This window comes from Curtobacterium sp. BRB10, from assembly GCF_031844325.1.
Taxonomy (GTDB): Bacteria; Actinomycetota; Actinomycetes; order Actinomycetales; family Microbacteriaceae; genus Curtobacterium; species Curtobacterium poinsettiae_A.
The window spans coordinates 123,424-137,190 of sequence record NZ_JAUZVA010000007.1 but is presented as its reverse complement, the minus strand read 5'-3'; the positions used below and the strand labels follow the sequence as shown (position 1 = coordinate 137,190).

Here is a 13,767-nt window from a genome sequence, read left to right as displayed (position 1 = left end):
TGCCATCGACCAGTCCGGGAAGGTGCGCTCCTGGACTTCTTCGTCGAGGAGGACACGGACGTTGGTGTGGCGGGGATCGATACGGACCTGCTCGAACCGGGCATGAACGACATCGTCGTCGCCCTCGAGGATCCCGAGACAGTTGTCACCCTTGTGGGCGAGGATTCCCGTGACCCCGAGGGCGGTGTTCTTCTCCCGGCCCACGGCGAGGATCTGCGCGAGCTCGGAGTCCGTGATCGGACGAGTCTGCGTGCTGGTGTAAACGAGCGAACGCATCAGTAGTGGGTCTCCCTGCAGGTCGGTGACATGGCCGTCACCGACGAGTTAACGGGCACCGGCGGAGCTGGCACAACCCCACGTTCGAGACACGCAAATCCCTGCCCGGCAACCGATCGGCTATTGAGACAAGTCGGTCGTTGGCCCTACGCCGGCGGAGGGGTGTTCAAAGGACCGAGGAGCTGGGTGGTACACCGATACGGTGGGGCAGTGACCGGCCCAATTTCCCGCATGTTCTACGCAGACGATTCCGGCAACCTCGACCTTGGGTGGATCGCTTACGGGTGGCTCGAGCTTGAGACGAAGCACTGGGATGCCGTTCTCGACTACTGGCTCAAGTTCCGGAGGGACCTCGTCGGCCAGTTCGGCGTGCAGGTCGCGAAGGAGCTCCACGCAACCCACTTCGTCAATGGGCGGCGCGAGGTCTCATCATCGATGCCAGCGCGTTACGACGGTGACCCTCGGGCGAAGCAGACCCTCGGTCGCGAGCTTGCGGTGGCTTGTCTGGAAACCCTGCGGGACTGCCCGCACATCGAACTGGGCTGTGCGTACTTCAAGACGAGCAACAGGGGTGAAGCGCTCAACAAGGATCGAGAACTCGCCTACACCAAGCTGGTTGCTCTCTGGGACGACCAGCTTCGGCGCAGCGGCGATTACGGAATCGTCGGCATGGATGGCGACGGAACGGATCCTGTGTATTACAGGGGGCACCGGGCGCTCGACATTCACGCGCGGAGGATCGTAGAAGACCCGATGTTCCATGAGTCGAAGCGATCCCAGTGGACGCAGATGGCCGACCTGATCGCCTGGACCAGCTTCACCCACCTCTACAAGCATCCCGCGAACGAATACGCGTGGGACTGGTACGACACGTACTTAGATGCCAAGTGCCCCATGGGTCCGATCGACCTAGCGGCGCTCCCAGGCCCTGTAAAAAGAGGCTAGACCCGCTTATCCACGAATGTGGGGCGGGCCTGCGGGATCAACTCTACTACATCGGAGTGCTTGTTGGAAGGGCGCGCCGCGAGATGCCCGGGCCAGTTGCGGACCACGCTGCGTGCGAAGACCGACGAACGGCCGTGTCGGACCAACAACGGGAGCAATGGGCGACGGCGGTGCGGGTGCCGGAGGGAGACCGCGAGTGGTCATGGGCTCATGGATCTAACGGTTCCAGATCCCGTGTGGGCGGAGCAACTGGACAATCTGACCCTCGAGACTTCTGGCTGCGACAGCGTCCGTGCAGACCGTCCACCGCAGCTCGACGTTGTGCCACGCAATCGCGTCTTTCGCCCACTCGGTTGTGCGTCGATGCTCCCCACGGTTGAGGGCGTCCAACTGGTGCCGTAGAAACGCGACGTCAGCGAGGGCCCGATCGAGCGCGGCCTCTCCAAATCCAGAGGCGGCGGCCTTCCCGCTTGTGTACCTCGCAAGTCGGCCGCGCATGCCGCTGGGCCGACTACCGCTGCTTCCAGAGCGCTCGCCTGCCATGCCCACGTACACGATGCGGTCGCCGGTGCGCATGGAGTAGACACCGGGAAGACGGTCGATCGTCCTTGCTCCATCTAGAAAGGGCAACCAGGCTGACCATGCCGCGAGCAGGTCGATCTTGGCGTAGGCCGTGCGACGAGCGCCGGAATGTTCGGTCACGGCCCGAGCATCCCACGGCCGCTTCAGCTATGACGGTCGGCGGTCAGCCCCCGATGAACGGTGATGTCCCGTTACTCTCGGCCCATGCCGTACGAGCCGATAGTCCCCGAAGGCCAGCACCTCGGAACCTCGCATGAGGTCGACGGGGCCTCGACAGGGCATCTGTTCGAGGACGGCACGAACAGGCTTGTCGGGCACGCGGCGTGGCGCTGGGTCGACGAGCCCGATAGCGCGTCGCAGGGAAGCTATGAAAGCAATCGCCCGCGTGAGCTCACGCCGGAAGAGATCGAGCTCGCGGCCCAGCTTGCCGGACTGATCCTGGCGGGCATCGTGCGAGGTGCGGTGATTGCGGCGCCGCATGTCAGACGATGGTGGACGACTGCAGCTCTCCCGTGGGGAAAGTCAGCGTGGGCTCGAGTCTCTGCTCTTGCGATGCGAAAGATGCCTGGTCAAGAGCCGCCGGCCGGTTTCGTCGAAGAGGCGATGTTCGTCGCCTCGTCCGCGGGTGTGGTCACCGCGAGAGCCGACGAGATTCGGATGACCAGCGCCGAATGGGAACGTCGGTTCCGGTCGATGCTCGTCGCCGGCGCCTTCGCTCAGGAACAGATGCGCGTGTTGTCCATCGCCAGAGTCGACGACCGGCAGGCGGCTCTGGAGCAGCCCACCGACTCCGAGGTGCTGACGGCGACGCAGTTCGTCGAGCGGGTCAAGTTGATGTTGGAAGCCAATCCGTCTTTGCTCAACACGGCGACCGCAGCTGAGGTGATGCGAGCGTTCGACCCCCGTGCTGACCCGGCGCAGGAACGCTAGCGTGCCGGTCCGCCGGCGGCGGATTTCGTCATGAGGTGCCCTTCGGGCTTCGATAGTGTCGTGCTTGCTCGCATCGCTCGAGGCGGCATCATCACAGGGGCTCAGGGGACACGGTGTCGCGGCTTTCGGATCTCATCCACACGGTCAAGCAGTTCGATCCGCAGCTGGGGGCTGACCTTGAACGTGAGGTGACGCCGTTACAGGAGCGGCTCCCGTTCGGGCTGAACTTCGAGAAGCACCAGCCAGAAGCTGTCGAGCTGCCCGGTGTCTCAGTGCGGGTCGGCAGCAAAGTCCGCATCCTCCCGGAACGCGGCGACGACGCTCCCACCGATCGGCGCCTGTGGGTCGTCCAGGACATCCAGCGGGATGCTTCCGGAGAGCGGCGGGCGACCCTCGCGCTCGCTCGCAGCCGGGAGCCGGAGACGATCGAGATGGCCGTCGACGAGCTCGTGCTCGTCGCAGAGTTCCGTGACAGCATCTACCCCGGTCTTCGCTCAACCGGGTCCGTCGAGGCAGGCGGCGATAAGCCCTTCCATACGGTCATCAACGGTGAGAACTTCCACGTCCTCGAGGCGCTGACCTACACGCACCGCGGCGGCGTCGATGCGATCTACATCGACCCGCCCTACAACACCGGCGCCCGGGACTGGAAGTACAACAACGACTACGTCGAGGGCGACGACCTCTACCGACACAGCAAGTGGCTGGCGTTCATGGAGCGCCGGCTGAAAATCGCGAAGGAGCTGCTCAACCCGGACCAGTCGGTGTTGATCGTGTCGATCGACGAGAAGGAGTACCTCCGGCTCGGGCTGCTGCTCGAGCAAGTCTTCCCGGGTGAGCGCATCCAGATGGTCTCAACGGTCATCAACCCCAAGGGTGTCTCCCGCGTCGACGCGTTCCGACGGTCCGATGAGTACCTGTTCTTCGTCATGCGGGGCTCCGCCGCACCAGCACGGTTGGAGTTCGCATCCGACCTCGCTGCTGACGTCGAGGACGAAGCGCCTGTGTCAGGTGGCGATCCGGACTGGACGTCGATGATGCGCCGCGGGTCCAGCTCCGCCCGCGCAGACCGTCCTGGGTTGTTCTACCCGATCTATGTGGACCCCGAGACGCGTCGAATCGCTGAGATCGGCAGTGCGCTGCCCGCGGGGGAGCACGACGCCCCGACGCGCGGCCCCCTGGTTCCGGTGCTGCCGTTGCGCCGCAACGGCTCCGAGGGACGTTGGCAGATCGGCCCGGACGAGCTCGCTGCCCGCCTTGAGCAGGGCCGTGTCCGTACCGGGCGGCCCACCGCCTACGGGTACGTCATCAACTACCTTCCTGATGGGGCGTGGGCGGACGTGCAATCGGAGAAGTTCGAGATCACCGGGACGGCGCCGGACGGTTCCGTGCTCGCGACCCGGGTCAGTGCTGTCTCTCGGGCGCAGGTGCCGTTCACGCAGTGGCGCAATCCGTCGCACAACGCCTCCGAGTACGGCTCCACCCTCCTGTCAGCGTTTTTGCCGGACCGGAAGTTCCCGTTCCCGAAGAGCCTCTACGCCGTCGAGGACGCGCTCCGGCTGTTCATCGGAGACAACCCGGAAGCGATCGTCATCGACTTCTTCGCCGGATCTGGCACCACCGCCCACGCGGTCATGCGCCTGAACCGGCGCGACAACGGCCGACGGCAGAGCATCCTAGTGACGAACAACGAGGTCGCCGCGGACGAGGAACGCGCGCTCCGCCGACAGGGGCACCGGCCCGGAGACGCGGAGTGGGAGGCCCTGGGAATCTGCGATTACATCACCAAGCCTCGCATCGAAGCGGCCATCACCGGCCGCACGCCCGCCGGGGACCCGATCAGCGGGTCCTACCGTTTCGGGGAACAGTTCCCGATCGCGGACGGTTTCGCGGAGAACGCCGAGTTCTTCACCCTCACTTACGAGTCGGTGTGGCGTGTGAGCCAGCACCGTGCGTTCGGGGCACTCGCCCCGCTGCTTTGGCTCCGCGCCGGCGCGACCGGCCGGCGCATCAGCGCCCTCCCCAACGGGTGGGACGTCGCCGAGTCATACGGGGTGCTCCGCGATCTCGACATGACCACCGAGTTCCTCGACGCGATGACCGCCACCCCGTCCGCACGGCTGGCGTACATCATCACCGACGACGACCGCCGCTATCAGATGGTGTGCGACGGACTCGGGGACGTCGCCCCGATCAGGCTGTACTCGTCCTACCTGCAGGACTTCAAGATCAACAACGGAATCGCCTCATGAGATACACCCTGAAGGACTACCAGTCCGACGCCGTCGCCGACGTCCTCAACAACCTCAGCACCGCCCGCGAGGTCTTCCACAGCACCAACTCCCGCGTCTCCAGCCTCGCCCTCGCCGCGACCACTGGCGCCGGCAAGACGGTCATGGCCGCCGCCGTCATCGAGTCGCTGTTCTTCGGCAACGACGACGCTGACTTCGCCGCCGACCCGTCCGCGACGGTCCTTTGGTTCAGCGATGACCCCTCCCTGAACGCGCAGACCCGGTTCCGCCTTGAGGAGGCCTCTGACAAGCTCCGCAGCCGGCTCGTCACCGTCGAGCACCCCTTCCGGTACCGGCAGCTGCAACCGGGCCACGTGTACTTCCTCAACACCTCGAAGCTGGCGAAGAACGCGCTCCTGACCCGCACCCGCGACGACAGCAATCAACTCGATGGAATCGGCAGCCCCGATGCGATCCCGTTCACGATCTGGGACACCATCAGCGAGACCATCGAAAATCCCGACGTCACGCTCTACATGGTCCTCGACGAGGCACACCGCGGTATGAACCGTCGGTCTTCCGCGGACACGCCGAGCATTGTGCGCCGCCTCATCAACGGGCACGGCAGTGTCCCGCCCATGCCCGTCGTCTGGGGCATCTCCGCGACCGTGAAGCGGTTCGAGGAAGCGATGCTCACTGCCGAGGTTGCTGATAACCGCATTCAGCTCGCCACCATCGCCGTCGACCCGGTCCGCATCCAGCAGTCAGGTTTGCTGAAGGACGACATCGTCGTCGACTTCCCCTCCGAGACCGGCGATTTCAGCACCGTGTTGCTGCGCCGCGGGACCCGGAAGATCAAGACGATCTCGGCGGCGTGGGCGGAGTACTCCGCGCAGCAGCGAACCGAGGAACCAGTGGTGCCATTGATGGTGCTGCAGGTACCGAACAAGCCCGACCCCGACACGATGAAGCAGGCGTTGGACGTCATCTTCGACGAGTGGCCGGAGCTTCGCGGTGACGCGATCGCCAACGTCTTCGGCGACCACACGAACGAGCGGTACGGCCCGTACACGGTGTCGTACATTCCGCCGGAGCGTGTGCAGGACGCCCAACACATCCGGGTCCTCCTCGCCAAAGACGCCATCTCGACCGGGTGGGACTGCCCGCGCGCTGAAGTGCTGGTCTCTTTCCGGCCCGCGCAGGATGCTACTCACATCACGCAGCTGCTTGGACGCATGATCCGCACACCGCTGGCGCGCCGTATCGAGGGCAACGACGTCCTCAACAGCGTGGAGTGCATCCTGCCCCGCTTCGACCGGAAGACCGCCACCCAGGTGCTTGAACAGATCACCGGCGGCACAGACGGCGACGGTGACGGCGATGGCAAGCGGGTCCTCGTCGACCCCGCGCTCATGCTGCCCAACAGCACCCTCGCGGAAGCAGTCTGGGACGCGCTGGACGCGCTGCCGTCGCAGACGCTGCCGCGGAAGAACGCCAACCCCATGAAACGGCTCACCGCCCTCGCGCACGCCCTCGCCGCGGACAAGCTGCGAAAGGGAGCCGGCGACGAGGCGCACCAGGAGCTCCACAGCGTCCTCGATGGGCTCGCCGCTCGATATGCGCCGGATCTCACCAAAGCGACGACCGAGATCCTCACCGTCCGCGGTGGGAGTGTGCGTGCTGTTGCCCAGTACGGCATGCAGATCGACTCGACCTTCACCGAGGTTGCCGACGATCGCGCCATCGAGGATGCCTACGCGCAGGGCGCCCGTGTCATCTCGCCTGATCTCGCCCGTACTTACGTCAACCGACTCGCACCCGAGGAAGACGCCGCCGACGAGGACCTCCGTGACGCATCGATCCGCGTCGCAGCGCTCGGATCCCTCGCCCCCGTCAGACCTGCCCTCGAGGCGGAGGCGGACACGCTCGTGTCCACCTGGTTGAGCCAGTACCGCGTGCAGATCAAGACCCTTCCTGAGGCGCGGCAGACCGTGTACGCGGACATCACGTCCATGAGCTCCTCCCCGCAGCAGATCCCGATTGCGCGGCCGGTGAATCGGTGGGAGGAGACAAAGCGGCGCACACCAGATGGCGACGTGCCGCTTGAGCGGCGCAGCCGACACCTTCTCGCCGACCATGAGCACTTCTTCCCGATCGGTTCCCTCAGCCCGTTCGAAACCGACGTCCTCGACCGCGAACTCGCCCGACCCGACACGATCGCCTGGTACCGCAACCCCACCCGTGGCCGCGAGGCGCTCGGCATCGCCTACACGGACAAGTACGGCAACTGGCGCACCCTGCGCCCGGACTTCCTGTTCTTCACCGAGCAGCAGGGTGCGGTGAAGGTGAACCTTGTCGACCCGCACGGACACTGGCTTCCCGACGCACTCCCCAAGCTCCGCGGCATGGCCGAGTACGTCAACGAGTACGGCGCCAGTCTCCACAGGGCTGAGACGATCTCCACTCTCGAAGGCAAACTGCGAGTCCTCGACTTCACCGTCCCAACAGTCCGCGCCGCGGCACTGTCCGCGGTCGACGTTGACGAGCTGTACCGACTCCACAGCACGGAGTATCAGTAGCGGAGAGACGGCAGCTTCGAGCTCACGCGCCTGTAGGGGCTACTCTGCTGCCGGGCCCGATATGAGCATGCATTCCGTGGTCCTGCTCGCGTCTTGGCGTGGGCAGGCGACAGCGATGCCGTGGTGGTAGGGATCACGGCGTCGCCGTCGCCACGAAAGGTCCGCACCTGCCAAGCACTCGGCGGAGGATCGGCTATCGGACACGCTCGTACTTCTCTAGCGTTGCTGCATGCGGATGCTTATCGTTGGCGGGAGCGGGTCCGTCAGCTCCCGCGCCGATTGCTGCGAAGTCGATCGAGCAGCCCCCGTACGTCTGTCCGCTTTGGGGCGGCCGGCTGCCCCTGTCGGGCTGCGAGGAATGCCGTGGCGTGACCGGTCATCCAAGAGCCCCAGTTCATGTCCGAGATGGCCCAGCTACCGTCCGCCTCCTGATGGAACTGGTGCTTCGCTGCGAGTTCGTCCGCGATGGCACGGCCGTGCCCTCGCAACTTCTTCGCCAGCGGGTCTCCCGCGACTGCACCCGCGTTCAACCGATCGTTTACGACGGCCTGGTGATATGCGCTGATCTGCATTGGTGTCTCTCTCAATCAGGTCGTGTGGGTATCAAACCAGGCGGCACCTGGTGCGGCCGTCGATCAGGTCCGTCGGGTTGGACGCTCGAGTGTCGACGACGACGGTGCAGAAGTGGAAACGCGACGCCGCGGGGGAGGGGTCGTAACCCGATCCGGTGAAGGATCGGCTACCGGACTCGTCTTGGGCGGAGCCGCCGATGCGTCGGACAGCATCCACTTAGCCGACGAGGTGCACCACCGAGTACGAGGGGGTCCGAATCATGTGCCCGATGGTGCCGCGCGTCGCAGAACACCCTCAGTGATGGTCTTGGGGTCGCCGTTCTTGTCGGTGCCGTTTGGGCGTTCGATGGTGGCGAGTTCGTCCTGCCCGAGCTCGTTTTCTACGTCCTCGACGAGGCTCGCTCGGGCGTAACGCGCAGCGTCTTCGTCAATTGGGATTTCGTGCAGCGCCGTCATGCGGATCAAAGCTGCCGAGAGTCTTTCCGCGAAGCGTAGATCTCGTCGGGATCGACGTTGGCCCCGTTGTCCGTGCTTGAGGTCGTTCTGCAGGGTCGCAAGGAACCTGGCGATCAAGATCTCGGGATCGGTCGCTGCGTCGCCGATGTTTGACCACTCGCCACCACTGGCGCGTGCGCAGTTCTCGACCGCCTTGGCCAGCGACATCCGTTTGTGGGGATCACCAGTCACCCACCCGCCCAACGCCTCGAGGGTGTTGATCAGGAGCATCACACGGGGTTCGAGGAAGCGAGTGAAACCGGAGAGCGCCTCGATGGCGGACTGCATGGGGTTGCGGAAGGAGTCGTCTTCGAGCCATCGTTCGAACCAGACTTGCATGCCGTCTGGTCCGAGGTCCTGCATCCCGAACAACGGCATGTCCAGCTTTGCTGAGTCCTGGAAGGTTCCCTGTGCGGTGTCAGCAATGAACGCTGGCACCCAGCTCGTTTCCTCAGTCCCTCGGTGCGTCGTCGGGAACGATTGTCCGCGGACATGGTGCGTGCGCCACTGGATCGGCCGGCTGTATGCGAGTACCAAGAGGCTGCGGAGCGGGTACTGCTGCCAGAGCAGTATCTCCGGCTGCACGTTGCCGCCCAACCAACGGGTCTGCACGACGACCTCGTTCTGCACGGTCACGCCGTCGTCGTTCTCCCGCCACGGCGTTGTGCGAAGCACTTCGTACTGCAGGGTGGAAGGCAGCTCGTCGACGTCGACTGTCCAGGTCAACTTCTCGTTGAGGTCCCGAGTCAGCGAGATCCGTTCGGGATGGTCGGGGTCTGTTTCCTCAACCTCGATGCGACCGAACCCACTGAACCGTGCGAGCCCGTCGACCGTGGAGTAAAGCTCTTCCACCGAGAGCACGGACGATTCGAACGGGGTCTCAATCGCGCGTATGAGCCGCTCTTCGGCGGTGCTTTTAGGCAGCTGGCGTGGGTGCTGGCAGATCGCGTTCCGGGCTGTTGCCTTCGTGACGCGGATCTCGTTGCCGTGGTGGCCGGCGTATCGAACGTCGGACAGTGTCACGGGTCCGCGATCATCTGTGAAGAGGAGGTCGATGCCGCCGCGCCGGCGCCTGAACCAGTCTTCGACGATTTCGAACTGCGTCCGCCCTGGAGCGCCGGGTACAGAGAGCTCGGGTCCACGTTCTGTCCAGGTAAGCGACGCTGCGACCAGGTCCGGATGCTGTCCGTCGGTGAGAAATCCGGTTCGCACTTCACCCGCGCGGAGAACGTTGTCCATGAGGTGACGTTAGTCGCGACAAGCAGGCCCGTCCACGTTCCAGTAGCCGATCGGCTAACGAGACTGGTCCGACGCGACCCCATCTACGATCCGAGCTGCTTCGCCAGCGCTCTCAAAACCGAGGGAAAGCCACTCCCATGCTTCCTGTAGGCGCGACAAACTGACGTCACCCTCTATCTCTGCGATAACGACGAGTTCAGAAAGCGCATCACTTGCTGCATCGCGATCTTGGATTCGCTCGCTCTTCGAGTAGTCATGAAGAGCGCGCTGTGTGCGAGCGAGGGTCGCGGCGTCCAGGGTCATGCGGCGCATCCTAGAAGAATCGAGGCGGGAACGTCGCTGCCCTTCGGGGCGCCCTGTCTTCGCTGCGCTGCGCAGGCCATCGGAGGGGTCATGGTTGGTTCGTCGACGTCGGCCTCAGCTGCTCGAGGTGGCTCAGGGTGGGGGAGAGAGGTGGTCTGTTCCGGGGGTACGCTCCGCAGGGATGACTGATGAGCTCGAGGCGTTGCAGTGGCTCTCCGCCGACGAGCTCGCCGCCGCACGCCGGCGGGCGATCCGGAAGCTGAACCTCCTCGACCAGTCCGCTGGCGACTACCGGCTGTCCGTGGCCACGCTGGAGCGGACGATGGATCTCATCGAGCAGGTGCAGGACGGCCGCCGCCGGCGGTACTGACACCTTCCGTGTCGGCGGCCGCGGTCATCATCGGTACATGCCCGAACACCGGTGGGCGCCGCCGAGCCATCCCGATCCGCCCGAAGACCAGCCACTCGGCATCGAGGCGCCGCTGGCGCCGGACCGGGTGTCCGGCTACCCGGCAGTGTGGGTGCAGGTCGAGTTCACCCGGTCGGGCCCGCAGACGTGTCCCGGGTTCGTCGAGCAGGCCGATGGGGACGTGGTCTACGTGCAGCTCGTCCACATGGGCTTCGTCCACCACGTCTGGGTACCAATGGACCGGCTCCAGAAGCGGTCTCTGCGGCCACAGGCGCGCCGCTGATGGGTGCACGCCGCCGCGGACGATGGGTGCCCGAGGAAGCCGTCTCCATCCCACAGGAGGCCCGTGGCGGCCCCGTGGGCGACGTTGCGCCGGCGGCACCGGTGTGGGCGTGGATCCGCACCTACCGCGGTGTCGATCGACGGGTGGAAGCGCGTGCGATCGCGGCGACTGCTGACGCTGTCCTAATCGAGTGGGGGAGTGGCCAGGCCGCGACCGCGGCGTGGGTTTGGCGGGCCGCGGTGAAGCACCGCAACCAGGTCCCAGCAGCCTCTTAGCGTGCCGGGGTGACTCGCTAGGCGCTCTAGCGTTACCGTGGATGCGCGCTCGGACTGTTCCCCCCAACACGTTCGAGCGCAGCCGCTCGGATCTGCCCCCCATTGGGTCCGAGTAGCACCGGCGCCGGCCCTGTTCCCCCCAACAGGCCGGGGCCGCTTCACGTTTGCCGGCCTCTGCGCGCCGGCGAGCTCCTCGAGCACGGGGAGAGCTGAGCGGGCCGCCGTGCCGGCGGGCGGTTCTGGTCTAAGTTGCCCCGCCTTCGGCGGCCTCTTCTGACTGAGGGGAACCGGCTTTCGCCGGCCAGTGCTTGTCGAACCCCAAGGGGTTCGTTGTTTGCCCGGGAAGCCTTCGGCGATTGTACGGACGAGGTTCCGGGCCGCAAGCCGTCGCCACCGCCGCACGCGAGAACTTTCGACCGGCGCCGTCGTGCTCATCTCCTTCGTCAATGGACGGCGCCGGTCGAAACTTCTCGGAGCGTCGCCGCTTTGGGCTTGCACCCCGGCTCCTCGTCCTATCGGCACTACGTGCCTTCCCGGGCAAACAACGAAAGGGAGAGGAAGAAGGACATGAAGTTGATGGGTATTCGAGCGACCGCAGATGGTGCGGTCGAAGGCGTCGTCGTGAACGCGGCGCAGTCCACTCTGCAGGGCACCAGGGAGCAGATCGGGTGCCGGGTAGTTGATGTGGTCCGCCTCGATGGCCGGATCGATGCGTGGATCGATGACGAGGGCATGTACGCGGGGGACCGCAACGACCTCGCCACGGTCGCCGCGGTTGCGCTCGGCCGGTCCCGGGCGGCGTCGCCGCTGTACGGGACGGTCCTGTTCCTGACCTACGACGCAGCCGGGGACACTCGGTCCCTGTCGCCGGATCAGTACACGGCCGTCATGGCCGCGTTCGGCCGCGCACGAGCCGCCCTCACCCGGGCCGAAGCGCTCACCGCAGCGCTGCACCGGCAGTAACACCGCAGTAGCACCCACCGAATGAAACAGACCGGGTGCGGAATTCCCGACAATCGTTACTTGCCAGGACCCGCACCCGGTCACTACCGGAAAGCGTAGCAAACCGAATGAGCATCATCGAGAACACCCAGACCAGCACCACTGACGCCGCTGACGCGGTCGGTGTGGACCTGGTCACCATCCCGGCCGCTGAGGCCGTGATCGAGGACAACGTCCGTACCGCGGCGGACCTCGACCCCGCATTCCTCGCCAGCGTGAAGCGTCACGGGGTCCTCCTGCCGACGATCGGCTACCGCAACGCGGACGGGGCCGTGGTGGTCCGTGACGGGCAGATGCGCGTCCTCGCCGCCCGCGAGGCGGGCACGACCGTGCCCGTGTTCGTCACTGAGCGTGGCGACACCCCCGCCCAGCGGATCGCGGAGCAGTTGGTCGCCAACGAACGCCGCACCGCCCTGACCGACGGGGACCGGCTCAACGCCTACCGGCAGTTGGAACTCGCCGGACTCTCCGTCGCGGGGATCGCCCGCGAAACCGGCACCGACAAGGAGCAGGTGCAGGCGACCCTGACGGTGGCGAAGTCGGAGGCCGCGACCGCGGCGGTCGTGGACCGGCAGGTGTCGTTCGACGCGGCCCTGCTGCTGGCCGAGTTCGAGGGCGACGAGACCGCCACGGCGGAACTGAACGAGTGCATCAGCGAGGGCTACGACGACGAACTGTCGTTCGTCGCCCAGCAGCACCGCAACCGCCGCATCGCGGAAGCGGAAGCCGCGAAGGTGGCGGAGCAGTACCGGGAGCAGGGTGTCGCCGTCGTGGACGACGACACGGCGCTCGGGTGGAAGCGTCTCGACGGCCTGTCGGACGAGCCGGTCCCCGAGGATGACCCGCGGGCCATGCTCCCCGCCATCGACCCGGAGGCCCACACCGCGTGCGGCGGGCACGCGGTGCTGGTGCAGCCGATCGGTGACAGCGCGTCCGTGACCGCGGTGTGCACCACCCCGGAGCAGCACACGGCGCGGCACTTCTACGACCGGCCCGCGGCCGAGTTGACCCCGGAGCAGGAAGCCGAGCGCGCCGCCGAAGCCGAAGCCGCGGCAGCCCGCCGGGAGCGGGATAACCGCCTCGCAGACGAGTGGACCGCCGCACGCGAGGTGCGCCGGGTCTGGCTCGCAGGCTTCGTCGCGTCCAAGACGCTCCCGAAGGATGCCGCTCGGTGGACCGCGGCGGTCCTGATCGGTGGAACCCGCGACTACTACGGCCAGCGCGTCACGGCCGCGGACCTGCTGGACGTCCCGGAGGCCGCCGACGCAGCCGAGTGGGCGCGGAAGCGCCCCGGGAAGGCCGGACACGTCGCGGTCGCGTTCGCCCTGGCGGAAGTCGAGTCGGCGGTGGGCCGGTACGGGTGGAGCATGCCCGCCCCCGAAACGGTGCCGTACCTGACCCAGTTGGCCGCGTGGGGCTACGCCCTCTCCCACGTCGAGCAGATCGTCACCGGCGCAGTATCAGCCGACGACGACGCCCCCGCCGACAGCGCGGACCAGGACGAGGACACCGCGGCCGAGTAGGTGAACGGGCGTGAGGGTCGCAGCCAGTGGCCCTCACGCCCACCCGGCCCCGGATCATGTCCCAGCCGACCGCGAGAATGTCCCATCGGGGTGTCTGGGTGTCCGTGGGCTGCGCGTCGGCTG

Annotated in this window: 11 protein-coding genes; 8 read left to right on the top strand and 3 right to left on the bottom strand. The window is 66.2% G+C overall.

Annotation, left to right across the window (positions count from 1 at the left end; translation table 11 throughout):
- On the bottom strand, positions 1–276 hold a 276-nt coding region (locus Q9R26_RS15990), incomplete at its 3' end, for a BLUF domain-containing protein (protein WP_311227869.1).
- A 231-nt stretch (positions 277–507) separates the two neighbouring features.
- Here Q9R26_RS15990 and Q9R26_RS15985 point away from each other — a divergent pair.
- The 4 genes from Q9R26_RS15985 (at position 508) to Q9R26_RS15970 (ending at position 7,543) form a co-directional block, all read left to right on the top strand.
- Complete coding sequence (locus Q9R26_RS15985) at positions 508–1,221, top strand: DUF3800 domain-containing protein (RefSeq protein WP_311227868.1); 714 nt, start codon at positions 508–510, stop codon at positions 1,219–1,221.
- Positions 1,222–2,007: 786 nt separating this feature from the next.
- The gene (locus Q9R26_RS15980; protein ID WP_311227867.1) at positions 2,008–2,733 is read left to right on the top strand and encodes a hypothetical protein; all 726 of its coding nucleotides are present in this window, start codon (positions 2,008–2,010) and stop codon (positions 2,731–2,733) included.
- Between the two features lie 188 nt (positions 2,734–2,921).
- Entirely contained in the window at positions 2,922–4,985 is a 2,064-nt protein-coding gene (locus Q9R26_RS15975) for a DNA methyltransferase (RefSeq protein ID WP_311227866.1), read from the top strand.
- Positions 4,982–7,543, top strand: coding sequence for a DEAD/DEAH box helicase family protein (locus Q9R26_RS15970; RefSeq protein ID WP_311227865.1), 2,562 nt, complete (start codon positions 4,982–4,984; stop codon positions 7,541–7,543). The genes Q9R26_RS15975 and Q9R26_RS15970 overlap by 4 nt, the downstream gene beginning before the upstream one ends.
- Positions 7,544–8,373: 830 nt before the next feature.
- Here the strand turns inward: Q9R26_RS15970 and Q9R26_RS15965 are convergent.
- Both Q9R26_RS15965 and Q9R26_RS15960 read right to left on the bottom strand, forming a co-directional pair.
- On the bottom strand, positions 8,374–9,849 hold the full coding sequence (locus Q9R26_RS15965; protein ID WP_311227864.1) for a hypothetical protein: 1,476 nt from the start codon (positions 9,847–9,849) through the stop codon (positions 8,374–8,376).
- 54 nt (positions 9,850–9,903) lie between these two features.
- The gene (locus tag Q9R26_RS15960; RefSeq protein WP_311227863.1) at positions 9,904–10,152 is read right to left on the bottom strand and encodes a hypothetical protein; all 249 of its coding nucleotides are present in this window, start codon (positions 10,150–10,152) and stop codon (positions 9,904–9,906) included.
- Positions 10,153–10,333: 181 nt separating this feature from the next.
- Between Q9R26_RS15960 and Q9R26_RS15955 the strand changes: the two genes are divergently transcribed.
- The 4 genes from Q9R26_RS15955 to Q9R26_RS15940 all read left to right on the top strand — a co-directional run bounded on the left by Q9R26_RS15955 (position 10,334) and on the right by Q9R26_RS15940 (position 13,644).
- Positions 10,334–10,522, top strand: coding sequence for a hypothetical protein (locus tag Q9R26_RS15955; protein ID WP_311227862.1), 189 nt, complete (start codon positions 10,334–10,336; stop codon positions 10,520–10,522).
- A gap of 37 nt (positions 10,523–10,559) precedes the next feature.
- Complete coding sequence (locus Q9R26_RS15950) at positions 10,560–10,844, top strand: hypothetical protein (protein ID WP_311227861.1); 285 nt, start codon at positions 10,560–10,562, stop codon at positions 10,842–10,844.
- A gap of 842 nt (positions 10,845–11,686) precedes the next feature.
- Complete coding sequence (locus Q9R26_RS15945; protein WP_311227860.1) at positions 11,687–12,082, top strand: DUF3846 domain-containing protein; 396 nt, start codon at positions 11,687–11,689, stop codon at positions 12,080–12,082.
- Between the two features lie 107 nt (positions 12,083–12,189).
- Entirely contained in the window at positions 12,190–13,644 is a 1,455-nt protein-coding gene (locus Q9R26_RS15940) for a hypothetical protein (protein ID WP_311227859.1), read from the top strand.
- Positions 13,645–13,767: the final 123 nt, after the last annotated feature.

Excerpts from the sequence above, each read along its gene's own strand:
- Q9R26_RS15945 (WP_311227860.1), top strand. The coding sequence starts at position 11,687 with ATGAAGTTGATGGGTATTCGAGCGACCGCAGATGGTGCGGTCGAAGGC.
- Q9R26_RS15970 (WP_311227865.1), top strand. The coding sequence starts at position 4,982 with ATGAGATACACCCTGAAGGACTACCAGTCCGACGCCGTCGCCGACGTC.
- Q9R26_RS15985 (WP_311227868.1), top strand. The coding sequence starts at position 508 with ATGTTCTACGCAGACGATTCCGGCAACCTCGACCTTGGGTGGATCGCT.
- Q9R26_RS15950 (WP_311227861.1), top strand. The coding sequence starts at position 10,560 with ATGCCCGAACACCGGTGGGCGCCGCCGAGCCATCCCGATCCGCCCGAA.
- Q9R26_RS15960 (WP_311227863.1), bottom strand. The coding sequence starts at position 10,152 with ATGACCCTGGACGCCGCGACCCTCGCTCGCACACAGCGCGCTCTTCAT.
- Q9R26_RS15940 (WP_311227859.1), top strand. The coding sequence starts at position 12,190 with ATGAGCATCATCGAGAACACCCAGACCAGCACCACTGACGCCGCTGAC.
- Q9R26_RS15980 (WP_311227867.1), top strand. The coding sequence starts at position 2,008 with ATGCCGTACGAGCCGATAGTCCCCGAAGGCCAGCACCTCGGAACCTCG.
- Q9R26_RS15955 (WP_311227862.1), top strand. The coding sequence starts at position 10,334 with ATGACTGATGAGCTCGAGGCGTTGCAGTGGCTCTCCGCCGACGAGCTC.
- Q9R26_RS15965 (WP_311227864.1), bottom strand. The coding sequence starts at position 9,849 with ATGGACAACGTTCTCCGCGCGGGTGAAGTGCGAACCGGATTTCTCACC.